Origin of the sequence: Pantoea sp. EKM103V (assembly GCF_011800365.1) — a bacterium.
Lineage (GTDB): Bacteria > Pseudomonadota > Gammaproteobacteria > Enterobacterales > Enterobacteriaceae > Pantoea > Pantoea anthophila.
Genome location: NZ_JAALFQ010000009.1, coordinates 167,319 through 192,953, shown reverse-complemented (window position 1 = coordinate 192,953; position 25,635 = coordinate 167,319). Strand labels below are relative to the sequence as shown.

26 protein-coding genes are annotated in these 25,635 nt (G+C 56.5%); 12 read left to right on the top strand and 14 right to left on the bottom strand.

Annotation, left to right across the window (positions count from 1 at the left end):
* Positions 1-196: 196 nt before the first annotated feature.
* The 6 genes from cysZ (at position 197) to crr (ending at position 5,151) form a co-directional block, all read left to right on the top strand.
* Positions 197-964: a sulfate transporter CysZ gene (gene cysZ / locus HFD97_RS17395; RefSeq protein WP_167431299.1), complete on the top strand. Its 768-nt coding sequence runs from the start codon at positions 197-199 to the stop codon at positions 962-964.
* A 141-nt stretch (positions 965-1,105) separates the two neighbouring features.
* Complete coding sequence (cysK, locus tag HFD97_RS17390; protein WP_009088849.1) at positions 1,106-2,074, top strand: cysteine synthase A; 969 nt, start codon at positions 1,106-1,108, stop codon at positions 2,072-2,074.
* A gap of 20 nt (positions 2,075-2,094) precedes the next feature.
* Complete coding sequence (locus HFD97_RS17385; RefSeq protein WP_058957424.1) at positions 2,095-2,289, top strand: hypothetical protein; 195 nt, start codon at positions 2,095-2,097, stop codon at positions 2,287-2,289.
* A 172-nt stretch (positions 2,290-2,461) separates the two neighbouring features.
* A complete protein-coding gene (gene ptsH / locus HFD97_RS17380; protein WP_003848868.1) occupies positions 2,462-2,719 on the top strand; it encodes a phosphocarrier protein Hpr in 258 nt (85 codons plus the stop codon).
* 161 nt (positions 2,720-2,880) lie between these two features.
* Positions 2,881-4,608 carry a phosphoenolpyruvate-protein phosphotransferase PtsI gene (gene ptsI / locus HFD97_RS17375; protein ID WP_009088845.1) on the top strand — a complete coding sequence of 576 codons (1,728 nt, stop codon included), beginning with the start codon at positions 2,881-2,883 and terminating at the stop codon, positions 4,606-4,608.
* 42 nt (positions 4,609-4,650) lie between these two features.
* Positions 4,651-5,151 carry a PTS glucose transporter subunit IIA gene (gene crr / locus HFD97_RS17370; RefSeq protein WP_009088842.1) on the top strand — a complete coding sequence of 167 codons (501 nt, stop codon included), beginning with the start codon at positions 4,651-4,653 and terminating at the stop codon, positions 5,149-5,151.
* Positions 5,152-5,213: 62 nt separating this feature from the next.
* Here crr and HFD97_RS17365 read toward each other — a convergent pair whose 3' ends face one another.
* The 10 genes from HFD97_RS17365 to HFD97_RS17320 all read right to left on the bottom strand — a co-directional run bounded on the left by HFD97_RS17365 (position 5,214) and on the right by HFD97_RS17320 (position 13,962).
* Entirely contained in the window at positions 5,214-6,545 is a 1,332-nt protein-coding gene (locus HFD97_RS17365; RefSeq protein ID WP_167431298.1) for an ATP-binding protein, read from the bottom strand.
* A complete protein-coding gene (locus HFD97_RS17360) occupies positions 6,542-7,222 on the bottom strand; it encodes a response regulator transcription factor (RefSeq protein ID WP_150028924.1) in 681 nt (226 codons plus the stop codon). Before HFD97_RS17360 ends, HFD97_RS17365 begins: the two co-directional genes overlap by 4 nt.
* A 166-nt stretch (positions 7,223-7,388) precedes the next feature.
* Complete coding sequence (gene cysM / locus HFD97_RS17355) at positions 7,389-8,273, bottom strand: cysteine synthase CysM (protein ID WP_009088839.1); 885 nt, start codon at positions 8,271-8,273, stop codon at positions 7,389-7,391.
* Positions 8,274-8,354: 81 nt separating this feature from the next.
* A complete protein-coding gene (gene cysA / locus HFD97_RS17350; protein WP_111207811.1) occupies positions 8,355-9,443 on the bottom strand; it encodes a sulfate/thiosulfate ABC transporter ATP-binding protein CysA in 1,089 nt (362 codons plus the stop codon).
* Entirely contained in the window at positions 9,433-10,308 is an 876-nt protein-coding gene (gene cysW / locus HFD97_RS17345) for a sulfate/thiosulfate ABC transporter permease CysW (protein ID WP_046102340.1), read from the bottom strand. Before cysW ends, cysA begins: the two co-directional genes overlap by 11 nt.
* Positions 10,308-11,141 (bottom strand): sulfate/thiosulfate ABC transporter permease CysT, encoded by an 834-nt coding sequence (gene cysT, locus HFD97_RS17340; RefSeq protein ID WP_009088836.1) that lies wholly within the window; start codon positions 11,139-11,141, stop codon positions 10,308-10,310. Before cysT ends, cysW begins: the two co-directional genes overlap by 1 nt.
* A complete protein-coding gene (locus tag HFD97_RS17335; protein ID WP_167431297.1) occupies positions 11,141-12,157 on the bottom strand; it encodes a sulfate ABC transporter substrate-binding protein in 1,017 nt (338 codons plus the stop codon). The genes cysT and HFD97_RS17335 overlap by 1 nt, the downstream gene beginning before the upstream one ends.
* Positions 12,158-12,397: 240 nt before the next feature.
* Positions 12,398-13,015 carry an RpoE-regulated lipoprotein gene (locus tag HFD97_RS17330; RefSeq protein WP_009088834.1) on the bottom strand — a complete coding sequence of 206 codons (618 nt, stop codon included), beginning with the start codon at positions 13,013-13,015 and terminating at the stop codon, positions 12,398-12,400.
* Between the two features lie 64 nt (positions 13,016-13,079).
* Positions 13,080-13,547, bottom strand: coding sequence for a DUF2919 domain-containing protein (locus tag HFD97_RS17325; RefSeq protein WP_009088833.1), 468 nt, complete (start codon positions 13,545-13,547; stop codon positions 13,080-13,082).
* Positions 13,537-13,962 (bottom strand): GNAT family acetyltransferase, encoded by a 426-nt coding sequence (locus HFD97_RS17320; RefSeq protein ID WP_046102342.1) that lies wholly within the window; start codon positions 13,960-13,962, stop codon positions 13,537-13,539. Before HFD97_RS17320 ends, HFD97_RS17325 begins: the two co-directional genes overlap by 11 nt.
* Positions 13,963-14,170: 208 nt before the next feature.
* Between HFD97_RS17320 and amiA the strand changes: the two genes are divergently transcribed.
* The 5 genes from amiA to tkt all read left to right on the top strand — a co-directional run bounded on the left by amiA (position 14,171) and on the right by tkt (position 20,570).
* Positions 14,171-15,019, top strand: a complete 849-nt coding sequence (gene amiA, locus HFD97_RS17315; protein ID WP_009088831.1) for an N-acetylmuramoyl-L-alanine amidase AmiA — start codon at positions 14,171-14,173, stop codon at positions 15,017-15,019.
* A gap of 91 nt (positions 15,020-15,110) precedes the next feature.
* Complete coding sequence (hemF, locus tag HFD97_RS17310) at positions 15,111-16,025, top strand: oxygen-dependent coproporphyrinogen oxidase (RefSeq protein WP_009088828.1); 915 nt, start codon at positions 15,111-15,113, stop codon at positions 16,023-16,025.
* Between the two features lie 199 nt (positions 16,026-16,224).
* Positions 16,225-17,064, top strand: coding sequence for a class I SAM-dependent methyltransferase (locus HFD97_RS17305; protein WP_167431296.1), 840 nt, complete (start codon positions 16,225-16,227; stop codon positions 17,062-17,064).
* Between the two features lie 497 nt (positions 17,065-17,561).
* Entirely contained in the window at positions 17,562-18,512 is a 951-nt protein-coding gene (tal, locus tag HFD97_RS17300) for a transaldolase (RefSeq protein ID WP_009088826.1), read from the top strand.
* A 57-nt stretch (positions 18,513-18,569) separates the two neighbouring features.
* Entirely contained in the window at positions 18,570-20,570 is a 2,001-nt protein-coding gene (tkt, locus tag HFD97_RS17295) for a transketolase (protein WP_167431295.1), read from the top strand.
* A gap of 80 nt (positions 20,571-20,650) precedes the next feature.
* On the opposite strand, the gene HFD97_RS17290 is transcribed toward tkt, so the two are convergent.
* Positions 20,651-20,830, bottom strand: a complete 180-nt coding sequence (locus HFD97_RS17290) for a hypothetical protein (RefSeq protein WP_033736151.1) — start codon at positions 20,828-20,830, stop codon at positions 20,651-20,653.
* Between HFD97_RS17290 and ampH the strand changes: the two genes are divergently transcribed.
* Entirely contained in the window at positions 20,829-21,992 is a 1,164-nt protein-coding gene (ampH, locus tag HFD97_RS17285) for a D-alanyl-D-alanine-carboxypeptidase/endopeptidase AmpH (protein WP_046102347.1), read from the top strand. The two genes, HFD97_RS17290 and ampH, sit on opposite strands and share 2 nt — an antisense overlap.
* Here the strand turns inward: ampH and HFD97_RS17280 are convergent.
* The 3 genes from HFD97_RS17280 to ansP form a co-directional block, all read right to left on the bottom strand.
* Positions 21,989-23,062 (bottom strand): DUF1176 domain-containing protein, encoded by a 1,074-nt coding sequence (locus HFD97_RS17280; protein ID WP_167431294.1) that lies wholly within the window; start codon positions 23,060-23,062, stop codon positions 21,989-21,991. The genes ampH and HFD97_RS17280 overlap by 4 nt on opposite strands.
* Positions 23,063-23,244: 182 nt before the next feature.
* The gene (gene nudK, locus HFD97_RS17275) at positions 23,245-23,823 is read right to left on the bottom strand and encodes a GDP-mannose pyrophosphatase NudK (protein WP_046102349.1); all 579 of its coding nucleotides are present in this window, start codon (positions 23,821-23,823) and stop codon (positions 23,245-23,247) included.
* 135 nt (positions 23,824-23,958) lie between these two features.
* Positions 23,959-25,455 (bottom strand): L-asparagine permease, encoded by a 1,497-nt coding sequence (gene ansP, locus HFD97_RS17270; RefSeq protein WP_167431293.1) that lies wholly within the window; start codon positions 25,453-25,455, stop codon positions 23,959-23,961.
* Positions 25,456-25,635: the final 180 nt, after the last annotated feature.

Below are 25,635 nucleotides of genomic sequence, written 5' to 3'. Positions count from 1 at the left end.
CCTTGCCACCGCGGCAAACTTTATCCTCTAACTGTATTTGCCCTGCTACACAAGTGCAAGTCTGTGCACTATTTTCTAACAAATAAGATAGGCAACCCACGCTTTTTCGCTGTTTTTTTACCCAAACGGCACCTGGCCTGGGGAAAAAGCCAGGTTATAGTGGGCCCGCCCTATTACCTTCAGGAGAATTGCCTATATGGCCCTTGAGAAGTCCGTCTCAGATTTTAACGGCATACACTACTTCAGCCAGGGCTGGAAACTGATGCGTTTGCCTGGCATTCGTCGCTTTGTGGTCATGCCGCTGCTGATCAACATTCTGATGCTGGGTGGCGCATTCATCTGGCTTTTCTACCGTCTGGGTGACTGGATCCCGCGGCTGATGGCCACGATTCCGGACTGGCTGCAGTGGCTCAGCTATCTGTTATGGCCACTGTCGGTGATTGCGATTGTGCTGGTCTTCAGCTACTTCTTTTCCACCCTCGCTAACCTTATCGCCGCACCGTTTTGCGGTTTGCTGGCCGAGCAGCTTGAGGGACGCCTGACCGATAAACCGCTGCCTGACAGCGGCTGGGCGGGTCTGATCAAAGATGTGCCGCGCATCATGAAGCGCGAGCTGCAAAAGCTGGGCTACTACCTGCCACGTGCGGTAGGACTGCTGCTGCTCTACTTTATCCCGGGTTTCGGCCAGACGGTTGCGCCCGTACTGTGGTTCCTGTTCAGCGCCTGGATGCTCGCGATCCAGTATTGCGACTACCCCTTCGATAATCACAAAGTGCCTTTTCAGCAGATGCGTAACGCCCTGCGTCGGCATAAAACCGCCAATATGCAGTTTGGTGCGCTTACCAGTCTGTTTACCATGATCCCGGTGCTAAACTTGGTCATCATGCCGGTAGCCGTCTGTGGGGCCACAGCGATGTGGGTCGATCGCTACCGGCAGCAACTGGCTAGGCAGGAAGTGCGCTGAACATATCAGCGCGCCTTATGCTCTTTTTAACAAGGCTTATTGCCGGGTGACATATAGATATGCGATTTCTTTCCTTCCGCCCCCAGGCAGAACAGGTATGCTCATAGGGTTCCCAATAATTCATACAGTTAAGGACAGGCTATGAGTAAGATCTACGAAGACAACTCTTTGACAATTGGTCATACGCCATTGGTTCGACTGAACCGCATCGGTAACGGCCGCATCCTTGCGAAAGTTGAATCCCGTAACCCGAGCTTCAGCGTAAAATGCCGTATCGGTGCCAATATGATTTGGGACGCAGAGAAACGCGGTATTCTGAAACCGGGTATTGAACTGGTTGAACCAACCAGCGGCAATACCGGGATTGCCCTCGCCTATGTGGCCGCCGCGCGCGGTTATAAACTGACCCTGACCATGCCTGAGACGATGTCTGTTGAGCGTCGTAAACTGCTGAAAGCGCTGGGCGCGAATCTGGTCCTGACTGAAGGTGCCAAAGGCATGAAAGGGGCTATCGGCAAGGCTGAAGAGATTGTTGCAAGCGACCCGGATAAATATGTCCTGCTGCAGCAGTTCAGCAACCCGGCTAACCCGGAGATCCATGAAAAGACCACCGGCCCGGAAATCTGGGAAGATACCGACGGCGAAGTGGATGTCTTTATTGCTGGTGTCGGCACCGGCGGTACGCTGACCGGCGTGAGCCGCTACATCAAGAATACCAAAGGTAAAAAAGATCTGATCACCGTCGCGGTGGAGCCAACCGATTCGCCGGTCATTGCTCAGGCCCTGGCAGGAGCGGAGATCAAGCCTGGCCCTCACAAAATCCAGGGTATCGGCGCAGGCTTTATTCCGGGCAACCTTGAGCTGAATCTGGTTGATCGGGTTGTGGCCATCACGAATGAGGAAGCGATCAGCACTGCGCGTCTGCTGATGGAGCAGGAAGGCATTCTGGCCGGTATCTCCTCCGGTGCTGCGGTCGCCGCCGCACTGAAGTTGCAGGAAGAGGAAACCTTCGCCAACAAGAATATCGTGGTGATTCTCCCCTCCTCAGGTGAACGCTATCTGAGTACCGCTTTGTTCGCCGATCTCTTTACAGAAAAAGAGCTGCAGTAGTCGGGGCAGAAAGTCTGAAAATGCCACAAAAAGCACCCGACCGGGTGCTTTTTTGTGGCGCAGATCTCACTTTCACCACCCGGCAGATTGATTTCAGTGACGCCGCTCTGGTATTTAGACTGCCAATTATTTCGATGCCTGAAATTAATCCGCGTTTGAAGTGGATCAAGCTGAATCGATTTACGGATTCAGTGAAACGGCGAATCACGGCATAATTAACCGGTGACGTGTAGAATCGGTTTTACGACGCAACGGAATGTCGATTTGACGCATGCGCGTCCTGGGTCAGCATGAAGCTATACCCGCGCACCGACACAGGCTAAAGTGAAGGCTCCAGGCTAGACTTTAGATCCATAACACTCATTCTGATAACGTTGGGGAAATAGAATGTTCCAGCAAGAAGTTACCATTACTGCACCAAACGGTCTGCATACTCGCCCAGCAGCGCAATTCGTTAAAGAAGCCAAAGCTTTCCAGTCAGAAATCACTGTGACCTCTAACGGTAAATCTGCCAGCGCCAAGAGCCTGTTCAAGCTGCAGACACTGGGTTTAACGCAGGGAACCGTTGTGACCCTGTCAGCAGAAGGCGAAGACGAACAGAAAGCAGTTGAGCATCTGGTCAAACTGATGGCTGAACTGGAGTAATCTCCGCTCAGCTCTCCAGCCAATCGACTCCTCTGCGCCATTGAGTGCAAACATCTTGATCGCGGACAATCTGTCCGCGTTATTGCTTTCGTAGAGTACGTGTCCCGCGACAATGGCACCGCAAAGAGTCCCATCAGCCATCGTGATTAAAAGGTAGCGTTATGATTTCAGGCATTTTAGCATCACCAGGTATCGCTTTCGGCAAAGCACTGCTGCTGAAAGAAGACGAGATCGTCATCAACCGTAAGAAAATTTCTGATGACCAGGTTGAGCAGGAAGTTCAGCGCTTCCTCGATGGTCGCGGTAAAGCGGCACAGCAACTGGAAGCGATTCGCGTCAAAGCGGGTGAAACCCTCGGTGAAGAGAAAGCTGCGATCTTCGAAGGCCACATTATGTTGCTGGAAGATGAAGAGCTGGAGCAGGAAATCATCGACCTGATCAAAAAAGATCACGCCTCTGCCGATGCTGCTGTCGACTCGGTTATCGATGGTCAGGCGAAAGCGCTGGAAGAGTTAGATGATGAGTATCTGAAAGAGCGTGCGGCTGACGTGCGCGACATCGGTAAACGTCTGCTGCAAAACATCCTCGGTCTGCATATCGTTGACCTGAGCGCCATTCCGGATGAATCCATTCTGGTAGCAAAAGATTTAACGCCGTCAGAAACCGCACAGCTGAACCTGAAAAAGGTGCTGGGCTTTATTACCGATCTGGGTGGCCGTACCTCCCATACCTCAATCATGGCGCGCTCGCTGGAGATCCCAGCCATTGTCGGCACCGGCAATGTCACCGTCACGGTTAAAAACGGCGACTTCCTGATCCTGGATGGTGTGAACAATGCGATTCACGTCAATCCTTCTGACGCCGTTCAGGAAGAGCTGAAAGCCGTACAGAACCAGTATCTGTCGGAAAAACACGAATTAGCCAAGCTGAAAGACCTGCCTGCGGTCACGCTGGATGGTCATCAGGTTGAAGTCTGCGCCAACATCGGCACCGTGCGCGACGTCGCCGGCGCAGAGCGCAACGGCGCAGAAGGCGTGGGACTTTACCGCACCGAGTTCCTGTTCATGGACCGTGATGCGCTGCCGACCGAAGAAGAGCAGTTCCAGGCGTATAAAGCCGTCGCTGAAGCCATGGGTTCACAGGCCGTTATCGTCCGTACCATGGATATCGGCGGTGACAAAGATCTGCCTTACATGAACCTGCCGAAAGAGGAAAACCCTTTCCTCGGCTGGCGCGCTATCCGTATCGCCATGGACCGCAAAGAGATTCTGCATGCGCAGCTGCGTGCTATCCTGCGCGCCTCCTCCTTCGGCAAACTGCGCATTATGTTCCCGATGATCATTTCCGTTGAAGAAGTGCGTTCGCTGAAAGCGGAACTGGAACTGCTGAAAGCGCAGCTGCGTGAAGAAGGCAAAGCGTTCGACGAGTCCATCGAAGTCGGTATTATGGTGGAAACCCCGGCGTCAGCGGTGATTGCACGTCATCTGGCGAAAGAAGTCGACTTCTTCAGTATTGGGACAAACGACCTGACGCAGTATACTCTGGCGGTCGATCGTGGTAACGATTTGATTTCGCACCTGTACAATCCAATGACGCCGTCTGTGCTTAACTTAATTAAGCAAGTCATTGATGCATCTCACGCTGAAGGTAAATGGACCGGCATGTGTGGTGAGCTGGCAGGTGATGAACGTGCTACACTACTGTTACTGGGAATGGGGCTGGACGAGTTCAGCATGAGTGCCATTTCTATCCCTGGCATCAAGAAAATCATTCGTAATACTAATTTTGAAGATGCGAAGGCATTGGCAGAGCAGGCACTGGCTCAACCGACAGCGGAAGATTTAATGAACCTGGTGAACAAGTTCATTAAAGAAAAAACGCTCTGCTAATCTGCATGATGCTGGCCCCAAATTACTGCTTAGGAGAAGATCATGGGTTTGTTTTCTAAACTTTTTGGCGAAAAAACGGATAGCGCTGGGACAATCGATATCGTAGCGCCTCTGTCAGGCGAAATTGTGAATATTGAAGACGTACCAGATGTGGTGTTTGCAGAAAAAATCGTGGGCGACGGTATCGCGATCAAACCGACTGGCAACAAAATGGTTGCGCCGGTGGATGGCACTATCGGTAAGATTTTTGAAACCAACCATGCTTTTTCAATCGAATCGGACAACGGCATTGAGCTGTTCGTGCATTTCGGTATCGATACGGTTGAACTGAAAGGTGAAGGTTTCAAACGCATCGCTGAAGAAGGCCAGAAGGTCAAAAAAGGCGACGTCGTTATCGAGTTCGATCTGCCATTGCTGGAAGAGAAAGCGAAATCAACCCTGACTCCGGTTGTTATCTCCAACATGGATGAAATCAAGGAACTGATTAAGCTCTCTGGCCAGGTCACCGTCGGCGAAACGCCGGTGATTCGCATCAGAAAATAAGGCTTTGTTCCTGCTATGACGGCACCTTCGGGTGCCGTTTTCGTTTCTGCTCTCTGCGCTTTTCAGGAGGGCCAGTGCGGCAGCCGCAGCGTCAGTTCCAGCCCTCCTTCCGGCCGGTTCCGTGCCTCGACTTCACCCTGATGCGCCAGCACCACTTTGCGGACGATCGCCAGCCCGAGGCCATAGCCCTTTCCCATCAGCGGTGAGTTGACCCGCACAAACGGGTCAAAGATGCTGGAGAGTTTCTCTTCATCGACACCCGGCCCCTGATCGCGCACCTGAATTTCCAGCCACTGCTGCGCGGTGCGCAGTTCAACCTCGATCCGCTGGCCTGGCAGGGAAAAGCGCAGCGCGTTGCGTAACACATTCTCGGTGGCGCGCCGTATCAGTTCGGCATTGCCACGCACGGTGTAATCGGCCCGATCGTCCACCTGAAACGCCACCTGCACGCCGGGGAGCTGCGCTTCATAGCGGACATCGGTGATCACCGCCTCCAGCAGGCCGGTGAGGTCAAAGTACTGCTCATCCGGAATACTTTCATGCTCAGCCCGCGACAGCGTCAGCAGTTCACCGATCATCTTATCCAGCCGGCGCGCCTCTTCGTCGATACGATCGAGCGAACTGTGCACATTTTCTGGCGTCTGCCTGGCCAGCCCGGTCGCCAGCTGCAGGCGCGCAAGCGGTGAACGCAGCTCGTGTGAGATATCGTGCAGCAGCTCTTCGCGCGCGTGGACCAGGGTCTCCAGCCGCTCAGCCATGGTATCGAAGGCCCGGGCGACATCAGAAATCTCATCATGCCGTTTACGCATCACCGGAAAAAGCCGCACGCTTAAATCGCCCTCTGCGACCCGGGAGAACCCTTCGCGCAGCTGACGCATGGGTCGCGTCAGATTCCAGGCAAGCAGCAGGCTGAAGAGTAATCCTACCGAACCGGCGAAGACAAACATCGGCTCAGGGATATTGAGGAATCTGCGCGGCATACTGTTCATCATGCTCTCTTTTCGCATGCCATCAATGTCATAGCGCAGCTGATACCCTTTTCCATCGGCGCCGCGCACCCAGCGCTCACTTTCGGCGGGCCGATGCGCCTCCCCATCCGGGTTAGCCTGCGCAGGCGACGGTTGCGCCTGTGGCAGGATGTGGAAAAACTGCCGGTCACGTTCGTCCCAGCCCGACAGCATCGCGTTCAGCGCCTCAGGCCCGTTCTGCGCCAGCACCGTCGCCGCCGAGGTGAGTTGCAGATCGGCCACGCGACGGACCGCCACCAGTTCAGGCGGCTCGTGTCGTCTACCGGAGAGCGAAAAGCCGAGCCAGATAAGCTGACTGATGATGACAAAGACGATCCAGAAGCCGATAAAGATCTTCCAGAAGAGGCGTCCACGGTAGTGCCTCATCGAATGCGATAACCGATACTGCGAACGGTTTCGATCGTGATGCTGTCAGCGGTTAAGGCACTGAGCTTCTGACGGATGTTGCTGATATGCACATCGACGCTGCGATCATACGCCTCGCGCGGGCGACCAAGTCCCTTCTCCGACAGCTCATCTTTTGATACCACCCTGTCCGGGGCGCGCATCAGCAGTTCCAGCAGATTAAATTCCGAGGCGGTGAGATCGAAGGCTTTCTCCTGCCATTCACTGATACGGGTGGCGGGATTGAGGGTCAGCCCCCCCCAGCGCAGCGGCTCCTGGCTATCCGGCTGCGGAGCCTGCTCTTCGAAACGCCGCAGCACCGCCCGCAGACGCGCCACCAGCTCGCGCGGATAGCAGGGCTTGGGCATATAGTCATCGGCCCCCATCTCCAGACCGATTACGCGGTCAATGTTATCGCCTTTGGCGGTCAGCATAATCACCGGTATGCGGCTGTTCTGACGCACCTGGCGCAGAACGTCAATTCCACTCATGTCGGGCAGCATGATGTCCAGGATCATCGCGGTGAACTGGCCGGAGAGCGCGCCCTGAATCCCGGCGCTGCCGGTCAGCACCAGCTGAGCATCGAAGCCTTCCGCAATCAGGTACTGGCTTAACATCGTGCCCAGCTCTACATCATCATCTACAAGCAGAATTTTCATGGTCATTTCTCCGGAGAACGGGCGCTATTTTCACCTGTGCGGCCGATCGGCGCAGCCTGATTTACGTGATCCTTACAGATTCACACTCGCTGGCACAGTAAACCGGGCAAAAAAAAGGCCTGTGGGCAGCAGACGCTTCACAGGCCAGGTTTCGCATCCACAGCGGTTACGCGTGATAGAGACCGGTCGAGAGATAACGATCGCCGCGATCGCAGGCGATCGCCACCACCACGCTTCCCGGATTTGCCTCGGCGATGCGCAGTGCACCCGCCACCGCGCCGCCTGAACTGACGCCACAGAAGATGCCCTCACGGCGTGCCAGCGCCCGCATGGTCTCCTCCGCTTCCTTCTGCGTCATATCGATGACGTCATCCACCAGATTGGGACGGTAGATCCCCGGCAGATAGGCCAGTGGCCAGCGACGGATGCCCGGAATGCTGCTGCCCTCGCTGGGCTGTAAGCCAATGACCTGCACGCCGGTGTTGTGCTCTTTCAGGTAGCGTCCCACGCCGGTGATCGTGCCGGTGGTGCCCATACTGGAGACAAAATGGGTCATACGCTGATTCGACTGCTGCCACAGCTCCGGGCCGGTGGTCTGATAGTGGCCCAGCGGATTATCGGGATTGTTGAACTGATCCAGCACCCGGCCCTCGCCGCGTGCCGCCATCGCCTGCGCCAGATCGCGCGCCCCTTCCATTCCCTGCTCGCGCGGCACCAGTATCAGCTCTGCCCCATAGGCACGCATCGCATCCTGCCGCTCCTGACTCATGTTGTCCGGCATCAGCAGGCGCATACGGTAGCCTTTCATCGCGGCGATCATCGCCAGCGCAATGCCGGTGTTGCCACTGGTGGCTTCGATCAGCTGATCGCCGGGGGTGATATCCCCGCGCAGCTCCGCCTGATTGATCATCGACCAGGCCGCACGATCCTTGACCGAACCCGCCGGATTGTTGCCTTCCAGCTTAAGCCAGACCTCACTGCCGTTAGCGGGTGTCAGGCGCTGTAACCTGACCAGCGGGGTATTGCCGATGGTATTTTCGAGAGTCGTCACGGTGCGGTTCCTGGCTTAATGCAAACAGAAGGCAAAAAAAAGGCGGGAGTCACACTCCCGCCCGGTGTTGATCAGAAAATATCAGGCGCTCTGGGCAAAGGCAACAGCGCGCAGCGGGGTATCACCCTTATAGAGACGCGCCTGCTGCAGGCCAACAAACAGGCGTTCGCCACGAATTGGGGCGGTCTGTTCACCTTCAAATACCAGCGAAAACGGCTCGCTCTGCCAGCCAGCGGGCTGCACCACCAGCTGCCAGAAGTGTCCACGCGGACTCACTTCCAGCACCTGCACCGGCAGCGGGGTTTCCAGGCTGCTGTGGCGGGACACATCGATTTCCCACGGACGCAGGAACAACTCAACCGGGCCCTGATGTGCTGAGGTATACCCCAGCGGCCAGTGATGCGCGCCGACATGGAACTGCGACCCGTGGATCTCACCATCAAAGCGATTCACTTCACCCAGGAACTCCAGCACAAAGCGGGTTGCCGGATCGCGCCACACGTCATCTGGCGTGCCGACCTGCTCGATATTACCCTGGCTCATCACCACCACGCGGTCTGCCACTTCCATCGCCTCTTCCTGGTCGTGGGTCACAAACACGCTGGTAAATTTCAGCTCTTCATGCAGCTGACGCAGCCAGCGACGCAGCTCTTTACGCACCTGCGCATCGAGCGCGCCAAAAGGTTCATCCAGCAGCAGGATTTGCGGTTCTACCGCTAACGCACGCGCCAGCGCCACACGCTGTTTCTGCCCGCCCGACAGCTGAGCCGGGAAGCGGTTCGCCAGATGGGCCAGCTGCACCATCTCCAGCAGACGGGTAACACGCTGTTTGATCTCGGTCGCAGAAGGACGTTCCCGACGCGGCAGCACCGTCAGGCCAAAGGCGATGTTGTCGAACACCGTCATATGGCGGAACAGCGCATAGTGCTGGAAAACAAATCCAACCTGACGATCGCGCGCATGCAGACGGCTCACATCGTTGCCATGAAAACGGATCTGGCCGCTGTTCTGATGCTCCAGCCCGGCAATAATGCGCAGCAGCGTGGTTTTACCGGAGCCGGATGGGCCAAGCAGCGCCACCATTTCACCCGAGGCAATATCCAGAGAGATATCGTTCAGCACCGAGGTGCGACCAAAGGATTTGTTGATCTTGTTAATCTCAATGCTCATGATTTCCCTCCTGTTGCAGGTGCTTGTGCTGTTGCTCCAGACGCCACTGCACAATACTTTTCAGAAACAACGTTACAATGGCCATCAGGGTCAGCAGCGCGGCAGCGGTGAAGGCGCCGACCGTATTGTAATCCTGATGCAATAATTCAACCTGAAGCGGCAGCGTATAGGTCTCACCGCGAATCGATCCCGACACCACCGAGACTGCACCAAACTCACCAATCGCACGGGCGTTGGTCAGCACGATGCCATACAGCAGCGCCCAGCGAATGTTCGGCAATGTCACACGACGGAACATCTGCCAGCCTGAAGCGCCCAGCAGCACCGCCGCTTCATCTTCGTGACTGCCCTGGCTCAGCATCACCGGCACCAGTTCGCGCACCACAAACGGACAGGTCACAAACACGGTCGCCAGCACCATGCCCGGCCAGGCGAACATAACCTGGATGTTATGCGCATCCAGCCAGCCGCCCGCCGGACCGTTGACGCCCCAGAACAGCAGATACATCAGACCGGCCACCACCGGCGACACGGCAAACGGAATATCAAACAGGGTCAGCAGCAGCTGACGCCCCGGAAAGGTAAAGCGGGTCACCAGCCAGGCGAGCAGCGTGCCGAACACCAGGTTAACCGGAACGGTGATCAGCGCCACCATCACCGTCAGCCAGATGGCGTGCAGCATATCGGGGTCAGCCAGGTTGCTCAGGGAGACCAGCAGCCCCTGATTCAGCGCCTCCCAGAAGATGGAGACCATCGGCACCAGCAGCAGCAGAATCGAGAGCAGCGCGCCGATACCAATCAGCAGCCATTTGCCCCAGTTCACCGGCTGGCGATCCGCATGATTCAGTTGTGAGACCTCAGCCATTAGTGACCTCCCAGTCGACGGCCAAAGCGGCTCTGTAAGGTGTTAATCGCAAATAACAGGATAAGCGAGGCGGCCAGGATCACCGAGGCGATGGCGCTGGCGGCCGGATAGTCAAACTCCTGCAACCGGACAAAAATCATCAGCGAGGTCACTTCCGTTTTCCAGGCGATGTTACCGGCAATAAAGATCACCGCACCAAACTCACCCAGGCTGCGGGTAAAGGAGAGCGCCGTGCCCGCCAGCAGCGCCGGGGCGACTTCCGGTAACACAACCCGACGGAAGCTCTGCCACGGTGTGGCACCCAGCGTTTCAGCGGCTTCTTCATACTCCGGGCCTAACTCCTCCAGCACCGGCTGTACCGTGCGCACCACAAACGGGATGCTGGTGAAGGCCATGGCGATGGCGATGCCGATCCAGGTGTAGGAGATTTTGATATCGAAATGGGCAAACCACTGTCCATACCAGCCGTTGACCGAAAAGAGTCCGGCCAGTGTCAGGCCCGCGACGGCGGTCGGCAGCGCAAACGGCAGATCCATCAGGCCATCCAGCAGCGTGCGGCCCGGGAAGCGGTAGCGGGTCAGGATCCACGCCATCAGCATGCCGAACACCGCATTAAACAGCGAGGCGACACCGGCGGAGAGCAGCGTAACCTTGTAGGCCGCAACCAGCTGCGGGTTGGTCACCACATCCCAGTACTGCTGAAGGGTCATCTGTGACAGCTGCATGATCACGGCGCTGATGGGCAGCAGCAGAATCAGGCAGGTAAAAAGCAGGCTGGTACCCAGGCTCAGTCCAAAGCCGGGCAACACGCGTTTATGACTTGCTGCAAACATTATCCACGCCCCGCCGCTAACAATTTATCCAGCTCACCGCCGCTGGCGAAATGCGTTTTCATCACGTTGTCCCAGCCGCCAAAGGCCTCTTCAACCCGGAACAGGCTGGTCTGCGGGAAGCGATCCTTCTGCTCTGCCATCAGCTGCGGATTGTTCACGCGATAGTAGTAGTGCGTAATAATCGTCTGCGCTTCCGGTGTGTAGAGGTAGCGGAGATAGGCACTGGCCGCATCCGCGGTATGGTTAGCGGCAACGTTTTTATCTACCCACGCCACCGGGAACTCCGCCAGAATGTTGGTTTTCGGCACGATCACCTCATACTCATCTTTGCCGTACTGGTTGCGGATATTGTTTACTTCCGACTCAAAGCTAATCAGCACGTCGCCCAGACCACGCTCAGCGAAGGTCGTGGTCGCACCACGGCCCCCGGTATCGAAGACTTCAACGTTTTTCAGAAACTGCGTCATAAAGGTACGGGTTTTAGCCTGATCGTTACCGTCCGCTTTATCAGCAGCCCCCCAGGCGGCCAGATAGGTATAGCGACCATTGCCGGACGTTTTCGGGTTGGGGAAAATCAGCTTCACATCGTTACGGGTCAAATCTGACCAGTCATGAATCTGCTTTGGGTTTCCTTTGCGCACCAGAAACGCCATGGTGGAATAGAACGGTGAACTGTTATTCGGCAGACGGCTTTTCCAGTCTGCGGCAATCAGGTTGCCTTTATCATGCAGGACCTGCACATCCGTCACCTGGTTGTAAGTGACAACATCGGCGCGCAGTCCCTGCAGGATAGCCAGCGCCTGTTTAGATGAACCGGCATGGGACATTTTGATGGTCAGCGGGTCGGCAGGATGGCTGGCATCCCACTGTTTAACGAAAGGGGCATTCAGGGCAACAAACAGCTCCCGGGACACATCGTAAGAGCTGTTAAGAAGTTCAGTGGCATTGGCTGCGCCAGCAAGGCTCAGCGACAACGCGATACCGCTCACGACTTTTTTCATCGCTTGTAATGTCATTTGGCACCCTGAAAAAATTTGATGCGGATCTCACCCGCCGAAACATCAGTTTATTTATAACTCAGGGAAAACCAGTAACGGTTTTATATATCGTTTGATGATTTCAAAGTCGAAAAAAGCATAAGACAGCGGCAGAGTTTATGCAGAAATCAGCAAAAGCCGCAGAGAGGATAACCCCCGCTGAGCACCAGCCTGCGGGGGTAACCAGGCGCGTCAGCGCATGGCGTTTAGCAGGCAGTGTTAACGCTGCCAGACGATTTTGCTGAGTTTCCAGGTTTTCAGCGTGTCATCGGAAGGCATCAGCCCTTCCGGTCCATGCCAGTCGCCATGGTAGAGATAGGTGAGATGCTGACTGCCGGGGGCCCGGCATGCTACGTCTCGCGCATCCGTTCCGCTGGCCAGGGTGCAGTTGCTGAAGGCTTTGGTGAACTTATTGCTGAAGGCATCGCCGACTTTACTGCCGTCGCTGCTGGCAATCTGGCTGTCCATCACCTCAATGCGTTCAACCTGCGACTGCCCGTAAATCACCAGCTTCACCTTGTCGTCATCCAGCGCCTGCCAGAACGCAACCACCTGACCGTTTTCGCCACGCATGCCCTGACGCAGGGTGTAATCCCCATTCAGGCCGGCTTTGATCGCCTCCTCTTTCATGGCCGTCGAGGCGGTCAGTCCGCCTACGCCCTGCTCCGTCGCGGTGAGCGATGAACCGAACCAGTTCCACGGCAGCGCCGAGGACCAGTGATACGTCAGCGGATTCCACCAGCTGGCCTGCTGGCTGCTGTCAGTGCCGGAACCCGAACTGGCACAGCCGCTCAGTGCAACGGCGGCGATCAGTAGCGTGGAACGAACAGCTTTCATGAGAACTCCTGTAAATACGATGCCGGAAGGCGGAACTGATTGGAGTCGCAAAGCGCCAAAAAGTTTATTTAAGATGATGTTCAGGCAGAAAGCAGTCGCGGCAGCGACGGTCAGTCTGCAGCCAGATGAGTGCCAGCAGGTCAAACAGCGTCAGCAACAAGGGCAGCGGCGAACTGAGCAGATCACCCTGCACAAACTGCAGCCCCTGCCAGATAAGATTCACTAAAAATGACAGCGACAGCACGCTGCGCCAGTGCTGCCAGAGTCGCGGCAGCCGTAGCCGGTAACCGGTCAGCAGCAGACCTGCCAGCGCCGGTAATCCCAGGGCAAGACCGATCCAGAACGCCTGGCGATCCGGATAGAAGAGCGCCAGCAGATCGTTACCCTGCTGCCGTGACGCCCCGGCCATAACCAGCAGTAGCCAGGTGCGCGCCTGCAGTAACAGGATCAGCCAAAAAAGAAACGGCAGCCGCAGCTGCCCTCTGGCGTCATAGTGGTCCGGCTGATAGTCAGGGGACGGTTTAGTATTCACGATCTTCGATCAGACGTTTGCCAAACAGCAGTGCATCGACCGGCTCATAATCGAGCTTCTCGTAAAAGGCCACCACCTGATCGTTCTCTTCGCGGATCATCAGATGCAGCTTCGGACAGCCGCGAGCGATGAGCTTCTTCTCCAGACGATTCATCAGCGCATTCGCAAAACCGCGTCCCTGATAGTCAGGATGCACCGCCAGATAATAGGCCGCACCGCGATGACCATCGTAGCCCCCCATCAGGGTGCCGACGACCACGCCGCCGACTTCAGCGACCAGAAAGAGATCGGGGTCGTGATGCATTTTGCGTTCGATATCCAGCTCCGGATCGTTCCATGGCCGTAACAAATCGCAACGTTCCCATAAGGTGATCACTTCTTCAAAATCTTCCTGGCGGAAGGCGCGGATTTCCATCTTCTTCACCTGCAATTAAGCACAATTTGCTGATTATCACGCATTCTCTGCCGCACGCAACCCTCGGCTGAACGGCGGCAAATAAAAAAGCGCAAATTTTCTGTTCGCGGCCTGCAATACAAAGTAATGCCCTGAAATGGTTATGTGATCGCAGACAACAGAGCCTTAGGCTATAACACCGGCAGGATTTCTGTTACCGGACCCGCACATGCACCTGCTTAAACGTTTGATTCATCGCCGTCAGTTACTCCTTTCCGGTCTGGCTCTGGCCGTTTTATCGCCGCGCGCGGTTCAGGCCAGAGAGCCTTCCGCGCTTACAGGAACAGGCCGCCATGCACGCCCTGCTCCGCCAGCCAGTAACGGAAAGCGCATTGTGATGATTGATCCCGGCCACGGGGGCATCGACTCCGGCGCGGTCGGCGAGGAGGGTTCAGAAGAGAAACACATCGTGCTGGAGATTGCCGGTAACGTGAAACGGCAACTGCAGAGCCATCCGCGCATCGAAGTGCGTCTGACCCGCGACAGCGACCATTTTATTCCGCTCTACCAGCGGGTGGAGATTGCTCATCAGCATGGCGCGCATCTGTTTATGTCGATCCATGCCGACGGCTTTACCAGCCCCGATGCCAGCGGCGCCTCGGTATTTGCGCTCTCCAATCGCGGTGCCAGTAGTTCAATGGCGCGTTATCTTTCTCAGCGTGAGAACGATGCGGACAAACTGGGCGGCGTGAAGGCGCAGCAGCAGGATCACTATCTGCAGCAGATCCTGTTCGATCTGGTTCAGACCGACACCATCAAAAACAGCCTGACGCTGGGCAAACATGTGCTGGATCAGATTCGACCGGTTCATCATCTGCATAGCCAGCACACGGAACAGGCTGCTTTCGCGGTCCTGAAGTCGCCCTCCATCCCTTCGGTGCTGGTTGAAACCTCCTTTATTACCAATCCGCACGAAGAGCAGTTGCTCGGCACCACGGCGTTTCGTCAGAAAATTGCCGCCGCCATTGCCAGCGGTATCGTCAACTACTTTGATGAGTTCGATCGCCGTAATGCCTGATGCGTAAAGTTCCTGTATCGCGCCGCACTCATGCAAGCAGCCCGATTTTGCGTATAATCGCCCCAGACTTAAACCGACGATAAGCGAAAAGATGGCTGATATTTCCCGCGTAAAAGCATTCCTGCTCGCTCTGCAGGATGAGATTTGTAACCAGCTGGCGGCTGAAGATGGCGGCGCAGCGTTCGCAGAAGATAGCTGGCAGCGTCCTGGCGGCGGCGGCGGTCAAAGCCGCGTACTGCGAAACGGTGCGGTGTTTGAACAGGCAGGCGTAAACTTTTCGCACGTGCATGGCGATAAGATGCCGGCCTCGGCTACGGCGCACCGTCCGGAACTGGCGGGCCGCAGCTTTGAAGCGATGGGCGTGTCGCTGGTGATCCACCCGAACAATCCCTATGTGCCCACCAGCCACGCCAACGTGCGCTTTTTTATCGCGGAGAAACCCGGTGCCGATCCGGTGTGGTGGTTTGGCGGCGGGTTTGATCTCACGCCGTTCTACGGCTTCGAAGAAGATGCACTGCACTGGCATCAGACTGCCGCCGACCTCTGTCAGCCTTTTGGCGACGACGTTTATCCGCGATATAAAAAGTGGTGTGACGACTATTTCTATCTCAAACACCGCGATGAGCAGCGCGGCATTGGCGGCCTGTTTTTTGACGATCTCAACACGCCCGATTTTGAGCAGAGCTTCAGCTTTATGCAGGCGGTGGGACGCGGCTTTATTGATGCCTACCGGCCGATTGTGGCACGCCGCAAAGATCATCCGTGGGGCGATCGCGAGCGCCAGTTCCAGCTCTACCGCCGCGGGCGTTATGTGGAGTTCAATCTGGTGTGGGACCGTGGCACCCTGTTTGGCCTGCAGACCGGCGGCCGCACGGAATCGATCCTGATGTCGATGCCGCCGCTGGTGCGCTGGGAATATGATTATCAGCCTGAACCAGACTCGCCTGAAGCGGCCCTCTATCGCGATTTCCTGCCGGTGAAGAACTGGCTCAATCTGCCGTCATAATCCCCCGGACCGCAACGTAGCTGCCTGCCTGCGTTGCGGTTCATTACGCTGTCTCAACCGCCTGAAACCGTTCATTTTCCTGCCGCTCCCACCCGACCTGATAACCGATAAAAAGGGTTCAGTTCCGTTTGTTTCTCATTCATTAGTGCCCTGAATTTCATTGATACACTAGGCCATATTCAGGATAAGGACACCAATGATGGCTTCATTCACAGACCCCGATAAAAACCTTGAAAAACTGAGTTTTGCGGAGATAGCGGAACGGCTCAACATCGAAATATACAGTGGTTTCAAACCCGACCTTTCTCCCTGGCTGGGCAGAAATATTATCTTCGACGACATCATCGCAAAGAGAGCGGCGACTGAAGGTCACTACGAAGATCAATGCTCCGGGAAATATTACTTTGATATTTTCAATACCATTAAGTCGGCACTGGGTGAAGTCAGCAGAATCGTTGAAGTGGGCGTCTTTATGGGAGGCAGCACCTCTGTTCTGGCTGGCTGTGCACACTATCTGGGTATTGAACTCGATTTGATCGACATCAGCCCGGACCATTTACAGTTCGCCAGAGAGCGCGCAAGAAGAGCCTATCCGGAGACCGTCGAAAGCCGGGTCAGGATGTACCATGGCACCCTTCCGGAGTATGTCAGGGATGTGCTGATGAAAGAAGAAGGCGGAAACGTCATCATTCATCATGATGGCGCGCACGATTTCGAACAGGTGATCTGTGACCTCGGCAGCCTCTTTTATATCAAAGATAAACTGCACAGCTTACTCATTCAGGATACCCATCTGCGTGGCGTTCCGGAATCTTTCAATTTTGTCGATGCCGCCGTCTATTCTATTTTCGGTCGGGATGTCACTTATGCGCCGCTGGGCACCGTCTATAACGACGGGCCGGTTTGTGAACCGAACCGCTGGCAGGGCAACTATTTTATGCCGGGTGAACCCGAAGGGATGTATATCCCGCTGACGCATAATAAATTTTACTACCCGCACCCCAAAATAACGCTGGCGCAATTTTTTGAGAGGCAATAGCGCAGCGCGGAATTCGGGCCGCCTGTACTCTCATCGTGGCCTGTTTTAAAACGCCTCTCCCGGGGAGGCTCAGACATCCCCCCTGTTTAGCATTCAGCCTGTCCCGCCACATTTCACTGTGGCAGCGCTTTTACCGTCCCCGCGTTTTTACTTTCCGATTCACCGCACCGTTATCTGCTCCCGGCGTATGACGAGAGTGAGTGTCGTCACGCCGCTTTGATGCGGAGAGGGCACGGATTGCTACAGTGTTGCCTGCGTCATTTTCCCCGACTGCTATGCTTAAGGGTGGAATATGGCGCACCCCTCGGGTTACACCGCATGACGGCTCCTTCGCACCGCCTCGCAGCGCAACAATCAGAGAAACCGCATTTTCATCAGAAAGTGTCTGTTGCAATGTTATGGGTTCGCGTTCCCGCTAGCAGCACATGCCACAGACCGGCTGCGAGGCCTGAGGTGATCCCTGTTCGCTTTCATTTTTCTTTTCAAGGAGTTTAGAGATGAACCAGCTAGAAGCCCTAAAACAGTTCACCACCGTGGTGGCGGACAGTGGCGATATCGAATCGATTCGTCATTACCACCCGGAAGACGCCACCACCAACCCTTCACTCATTCTGAAAGCATCCGGTCTCGAAGGGTACAAGCACCTGATGGATGACGCGATTGAGTACGCTAAAAAACAGGGCGGTAGCAAAGAGACCCAGATCATCAACGCCAGCGACAAAGTGGCAATCAATCTCGGTATGGAAATCCTGAAAAGCATACCGGGCCGTGTTTCGACCGAAGTGGATGCGCGCCTCTCCTTCGATCGTGGCATGTGTGTAACCAAAGCAGAAAAACTGATTCGGATGTACGAAGAGCAGGGTATCGACCGCTCGCGCGTGCTGATAAAGCTGGCTTCAACCTGGGAAGGTATCCGCGCTGCGGAAGAGCTGGAGAAGAATGGTATCCACTGCAACCTGACCCTGCTCTTCTCCTTCGCGCAGGCACGTGCCTGCGCGGAAGCGGGCGTGTTCCTGATCTCCCCGTTCGTGGGTCGCATCTACGACTGGTATAACTCACGCAAGCCGATGGAACCCTACGTGGCAGATGAAGATCCGGGCGTGAAATCCGTGCGTCGCATCTACGACTACTACAAAAAGCACCGCTACAGCACCATCATCATGGGTGCCAGCTTCCGTAAAGTGGAGCAGATTGTGGCGCTGGCGGGCTGCGATCGCCTGACGCTCTCCCCTAACCTGCTGGAAGAGCTGCAGAACAGCGACGCGCCGCTGGAGCGCAAGCTGGAGCCGTCTACCGAAGGCTTCCATCAGCCATCACCGCTCTCTGAGGCGGAGTTCCGCTGGGAGCATAATCAGGATCCGATGGCGGTTGAGAAACTGTCTGATGGTATCCGCCAGTTCGCTGTTGACCAGCAGAAGCTGGAAGATGTACTGGCCGCACGTCTGTAGTCCTCATTTTAGTCGGGCGGGACTTTCCCGCCCTGATGCATAACAAGGGAGAACTTTATGTCCTCACGCAGAGAGTTGGCAAACGCGATTCGTGCACTGAGCATGGATGCGGTTCAGAAGGCAAATTCCGGCCACCCCGGTGCGCCCATGGGAATGGCCGATATCGCCGAAGTGTTGTGGCGCGACTTCCTTCAGCACAATCCGACCAATCCCGCCTGGCTTGATCGCGACCGCTTTATCCTCTCCAACGGCCACGGCTCAATGCTGCTCTACAGCCTGCTGCACCTGAGTGGTTACGACCTGCCGATTGAAGAGCTGAAAAACTTCCGTCAGCTGCACTCCAAAACGCCGGGCCACCCGGAAATCGGCTACACGCCGGGCGTGGAAACGACGACCGGCCCGCTGGGTCAGGGTCTGGCGAACGCCGTTGGTCTGGCGATTGCAGAGCGCACGCTGGCCGCGCAGTTTAACCGTCCGGATCATGAGATTGTTGACCACCATACCTATGTCTTCATGGGCGATGGCTGTCTGATGGAAGGGATTTCGCACGAAGTCTGCTCCCTGGCGGGCACCCTGGGTCTCGGCAAACTGATCGGCTTCTATGACCATAACGGTATCTCGATCGATGGTGAAACCGAAGGCTGGTTTACCGACGACACCCATAAGCGCTTCGAGTCTTACAACTGGCACGTCATCGGCGACATCGACGGCCATGACGCGGACGCCATTCGCGAGGCGATCAAAGAGGCGCAGAGCGTTACCGATAAGCCTTCGCTGATTATCTGCCGCACCATAATCGGTTTCGGTTCCCCGAACAAAGCCGGTAAAGAGGAGTCGCACGGCGCAGCGCTGGGTGAGGAAGAAGTCGCCCTGACCCGCAAGCAACTCGGCTGGAACTATCCGGCGTTTGAGATCCCGTCTGAAATCTATCAGCAGTGGGATGCCAAAGCCGCCGGTGCGGAACGGGAAAAAGCCTGGGATGCAAAATTTGCGGCCTATAAAGAGGCACATCCTGAGCTGGCGAAAGAGTACGAACGCCGTATGAATGGCGAGATGCCGTCAACGTGGGAAAGCGAAGCCACCCGTTTCATTCAGGAGCTGCAGGCTAACCCGCAGAAAATTGCCAGCCGTAAAGCCTCACAAAACTCGCTGGAAGCCTACGGCAAATTACTGCCGGAGTTCCTCGGCGGTTCTGCAGACCTCGCGCCCAGTAACCTGACCATCTGGTCTGGCTCCAAATCGATCAAAGAAGATCCGGCCGGTAACTACATTCACTACGGCGTGCGTGAGTTCGGGATGACGGCGATTGGTAACGGTATTGCGCACCATGGCGGTTTCGTCCCCTACACGGCCACCTTCCTGATGTTTGTCGAATATGCGCGTAACGCAGCACGCATGGCGGCGCTAATGAAGGCGCGACAGATTCTGGTCTACACCCATGACTCCATCGGTCTGGGCGAAGATGGCCCGACTCACCAGCCGGTTGAGCAGATCGCCAGCCTGCGTCTGACGCCCAACATGAGCGTATGGCGTCCGTGCGATCAGGTGGAAACGGCTGTGGCGTGGAAAGCGGCTATCGAACGCCATCATGGCCCGACTGCGCTGATCCTCTCCCGTCAGAATCTGCTGCAGCCGGAACGTACCCCGGAGCAGATCGAGAACATCAAACGCGGCGGCTATGTGCTGAAAGATTGCGACGGCACCCCCGAAGTGATCCTGATTGCCACCGGTTCAGAAATTGAGATCACCCTGGGTGCAGCCGATAAGCTCACTTCAGGCGGTCACAAAGTGCGGGTGGTTTCACTGCCTTCAACTGACCTGTTTGATGCGCAGGATGCCGCCTACCGCGAATCCGTTCTGCCTGTCGGCGTGAAGGCGCGCGTGGCGGTGGAAGCCGGAATCGCCGACTACTGGTTCAAGTATGTGGGTCTGGAAGGCGCGATTGTCGGTATGACCACCTTTGGTGAATCAGCGCCAGCCGGCAAGCTGTTCCCGGAGTTTGGCTTCACGGTAGAGAATATCGTCAGTCACGCTGAAGCATTACTCAAGCCGGTGTAATGCTTTTGCCCTTCTCGGCACACCGGGAAGGGCCATTTCATCACATAGCCCGAAACAGAAAAAAATCTCCTCTCCCCTCTTCACGCCCCGCACAAACTGATTACTATAGAGCCGTCATAGTTAATGCTGCCTGCGCCCTGGCTGCCCGCCTGTTCCTGCTGCTCTTCTGCCGGAATAACGCGATGTGCTGCCCGCGTCTGTCCGATGCGTGAAGGCAGATCTCCTCCGATCTCTATAGCGAAGCCATTTCCGTTGAACATGCGCACACCCTATTTACTGGCCCTGATGGTTTCACTGCTTCCATTAAAAAGCATGGCGCAGGTCGCGCCCGATCCGCTGCTCGCCTCTCAGATTGTTGACCGCTATGCGGAGCATATCTTTTATGGCAGCGGTGCAACCGGTATGGCACTGGTCGCGATTGATGGCAATCAGCGGGTCTTCGCCAGCTTTGGTGAAACCCGGCCAGGCAACAATGTGCGCCCGCAAAAAGATTCGCTGATTCGTATCGCCTCGCTGAGTAAGCTGATGACCAGTGAAGTGATGGTCAAGCTGGCGGAGCGCGGACAGATTCGCCTCGACGATCCGCTGAGTAAATATGCGCCGCCGGGCACCCGCGTGCCTGCTTATAACGGACAGCCCATTCGTCTGATCAACCTCTCCACCCACACCAGCGGACTGCCGCGTGAACAGCCTGGCGGCAAGGCGCAGCGGCCGGTGTTTGTCTGGCCGACGCGCAGTGAACGCTGGACGTGGCTGTCACGGGCGAACCTTAAAGCCGCACCGGGCAGCAGTGCCGCCTACTCCAACCTGGGTTACGATCTGCTGGGCGATGCGCTGTCGCGCGCGGCGGGCACGCCCTACCCGGCCCTGTTTCAGCAGTTGATCACCCGTCCGCTGGGTATGAAAGACACCACCTTTACGCCTTCGCCTGAGCAGTGTGGTCGCCTGATGGTGGCTGAGAAAGGGGCCAGCCCCTGTAACAACACCCTGGCGGCGATTGGCAGCGGCGGCGTTTACTCCACGCCGGATGATATGGGCCGCTGGATGCAGCAGTTCCTTAACTCGTCGGTTAACCATCGCACCCCGCAGATCGATCGGCTGCAAACGCTGATCTATCGCCGCGATCAGCTGACCCGCGTGGAAGGCATGGATGTGCCAGGGAAAGCGGATGCGCTGGGGATGGGCTGGGTCTACATGGGACCAAAGAATGGTCGTCCCGGGATTATTCAGAAAACCGGCGGTGGCGGGGGTTTCATTACCTATATGGCGATGGTGCCGCAGCATAACGTGGGCGTGTTTGTCGTGGTGACGCGCTCGCCGCTGACCCGCTTTACGCCAATGAGCGACGGCGTAAACAACATGCTGGCTGAGCTGGTCGGCAACCAGACCGGCTCTCCGATGATGGTGCAGGTCATCCGCTAACGCTGCTGGACGCCACCGTCTGACTGGCTGACCCACAGGGTTGGCCAGTCATCACTGCTGTGCCAGGCATCGCAGGTCGACTCCTCCGCATATTCCGCCAGCACAAAGCGGGTGCCATCAAACTGCCAGCGTGTGGCATTGCCGCAGTCACCGAGTCCCCGCCCCTTGCCAAACGTATAAAGCTGGCCGCTGGCCGCATCATACTCAGCGTTAATCAGCTCAAGCTGGCGGTCACTCGCTCTCGGCGGAGTAAAGGGCAGCGTCAGCGTCATACCCCGGGCCACGTAGGGCGGGCTGCGCGTCACTTCAAACGCCAGATCGATGACGTTATATGCCCCCATTTCACAACTGACCAGCAACAGCGCATGCTGATCGGTGAGAGGCGCAACGCTGACCTCACGCCGCAGCGGGTCGAGTGAGCAGGAGTCGGTATTGATGCGCCAGGTGCCGTAATCGATTAATCCGCTGGTCTCTTCGCGCGTCAGGGGCGCAGGCGGCCTCACGGGGGGAGGCAGCTGTGGCAATGCTGGCGGCGGCGGAACCTCCCAGCTGGCGCGCTCGCCACGTTTAATCCACGCGCTCATGCTGTTCACCCGCCCCTGCCTGTCATCCATCAGCAGCAGTGCAGCTTTCATACCGCGCAGGGAGATCGTGGCACTGGCATCGTAGGTGAGTTGCAGAGTTTTGGCTTCCATCACCAGATCAAGAAATTCATCAATGGCGATAGCATTGCTGGTGGCGAGATGGTGCGGTTCAGCCGTCCAGTGTTTGAGGTCCGGTTTCAGACGCCGCTGGTCGAGCAGCAGATTATCCTGCAGCGGGCCGCCAGGCAGCGCGCCGGTATAGGCACTGCCGTAGTCGATGCGGAGTAAGGGGCGATCGTTAACGCCCGCATGGCGCGAAATCGTCATCACCAGCCCTTTATCGCCGGGGATATTGCGGGCCACGCAGAAGGCTTCGTTGTTGCAGGTGATTTGCCAGTCGTTGAATGACTTTTGCAACGGTTCCGCCTGAACACAGGTCACCCACAGAGACGTCGACAGCCACAGCGATTTCATCCAGTACGACATTAAGAAAATCGATCCCCAAAAACCCAGAGTGGAGAGGATAGCGCATCAATGGGCCAGACAGGGTTCGCATTCTGTGAACCCGTGCAAAAAGCGCAGTTAACTGTTTAAAAAGCGTGCATAACCTGGAGACAGTGTCCGCATTACATGCCGGGCTGTCGCGCGGCGGGCCGTTCAGGGCACGTTTATGGCGTCAGCCAGCCTGCGATGCGGGCATGCTGCAGCAGCATAATGGTTTTACCGTCGCGAATGCGGCCATCGGCGACCATCGCCAGCGCATCCGGGAAGCGCAGCTCCAGTACATCAATCGACTCATCATCAACGCCCCCGCCCGCATTGTCACGCAGCGCGTCGTGATATTCCGCCGCGAAAAAGTGAATCAGCTCGGTCACGCCGCCTGGTGACATGTAGCAGCTATAGAGTTTTTCCACCTCACCCACGGCGTAGCCGGTCTCTTCGATGGCCTCTTTGCGGATGCAATCTTCCGGCGTGTCATCATCCAGCAAACCCGCGCAGGCTTCGATCAGCATGCCGCTGTCGTTACCGTTGACGTAGGTGGCGATGCGAAACTGGCGCGTCAGCACCACACTGTTTTTTTCACGGTTATAGAGCAGGATGGTCGCCCCGTTGCCGCGGTCGTAGACTTCACGCTTGTGGCGGATCACCTCACCCTGACGGTCGGTTATCTCATAGGTGTAGTTACGCAGCACAAACCAGTTTTCAGACAGGAGTTTATCTTTGATGATGTTGATCTTAAACGACATGCAGACTCCGCTACCGCATAAAGGGAGCCTTTCATCATAGGGGCAAGGAGGCGGGAAAACTATCCTAATTCGTGGCGCCGGTTTGCGCCCAAAAAAAAGCCAGCCCGGAGGCTGGCCTGATGATGGCAATGGCGATCAGCGGGAGGATTCATCCGCCAGCTGGGTCGGCTTTGCCTCCTCTTCATGATGATCATGCTCGGTTTCGGCGATAGCGTTAACGCGCTTACGCACGCCAAACCATCCCAGCACCAGCACCACGGCAATCAGTGGAATAGAGGCGATGGTATAGGTGCCGTTCGGGTAGTCGAACGCCATCAGCACCAGCACGCTGAACAGGAACAGCAGGGTCAGCCAGGACGTAAACGGCGCGCCCGGCAGCTTGAAGCTCACATCGTCCGCCTTGCCCTCTTTGATCGCCTTACGCAGACGCAGCTGGCAGACTACGATAAAGGCCCAGGAGGAGATAATACCCAGTGAGGCGACGTTCAGGACGATCTCAAACACCTGCGACGGCACGTAGTAGTTAAGCACTACGCCAATGACATAAACGCCGATGGTGACCAGAATCCCGGCATAAGGCACCTGCTGACCGTTCATCTTAGACATGAACTTCGGTGCAGAACCGCCCATCGACATGGAACGCAGAATACGTCCGGTCGAATAGAGGCCGGAGTTCAGGCTGGAGAGCGCCGCGCTCAGCACCACGATGTTCATGATGCTGCCGATGTAAGGTACGCCCAGCTTTGAGAAGAAGGTCACGAACGGACTCTGACCGGCCTGATAGGCGTTCCACGGCAGCAGCAGCACCAGCAGGACCACCGAACCGACGTAGAACAGACCGATACGCCAGATCACGCTGTTAATGGCTTTCGGCAGCATGGTCTGCGGATCTTTACATTCGCCCGCCGCCGTTCCGACGAGTTCGATCGAGGCAAAGGCGAACACTACCCCCTGAATCAGCACCAGCGCAGGCAGTAAGCCGTGCGGGAAGATACCGCCGTTGTCGGTAATCAGATGCAAGCCGGTGCTGTTGCCATCCAGCGGTTTGCCGGTGCCAAGGAACACCACGCCCACCACGAGGAAGACCACGATGGCCAGCACTTTCACCAGCGCGAACCAGAACTCCATTTCGGCAAACCACTTCACGCCGATCATGTTCATGGTGCCAACAATCGCCAGCGCACCCAGGGCAAAGACCCACTGCGGCACATCACCAAACGCGCCCCAGTAGTGCATGTAGAGCGCGACGGCGGTGATATCCACGATACCGGTCATGGCCCAGTTGACGAAATACATCCAGCCCGCCACGTAGGAGGCTTTCTCGCCGAGGAACTCACGGGCGTAAGAGACAAAGCTGCCGCTGCTGGGACGGTGTAACACCAGCTCACCCAGCGCACGCAGAATAAAGAAGGAGAAAATGCCACACACCAGATAGATGATGGCTAAGGCGGGGCCCGCAGCCTGCAAACGGCCACCTGCGCCCAGGAACAAACCGGTGCCGATGGCACCACCGATTGCGATCATCTGTACGTGCCGGTTACCCATAGCCTTCTGGTAGCCCGCGTCATGAGAATTGAGCCAGCGTCGTTTCGCAGCGCGCAACTCGCCTGGGGTTTTCTTTTTAGATTTCATAGCTTTCCTGTTTGTCCTGACCATCAGTCGTCGCTTCCCCCATGCAGGTGTCATGCCCTGAGTTATGGGGTATTTTCCTCTGTGCGCTTGCCTGTGAGTGAGTGCCAGGCAAGGCGGGAATTTACGGCGATGAATCCTACCCGTTATGCAGGAACGAAGCAAAATATACCGGGCGGATGC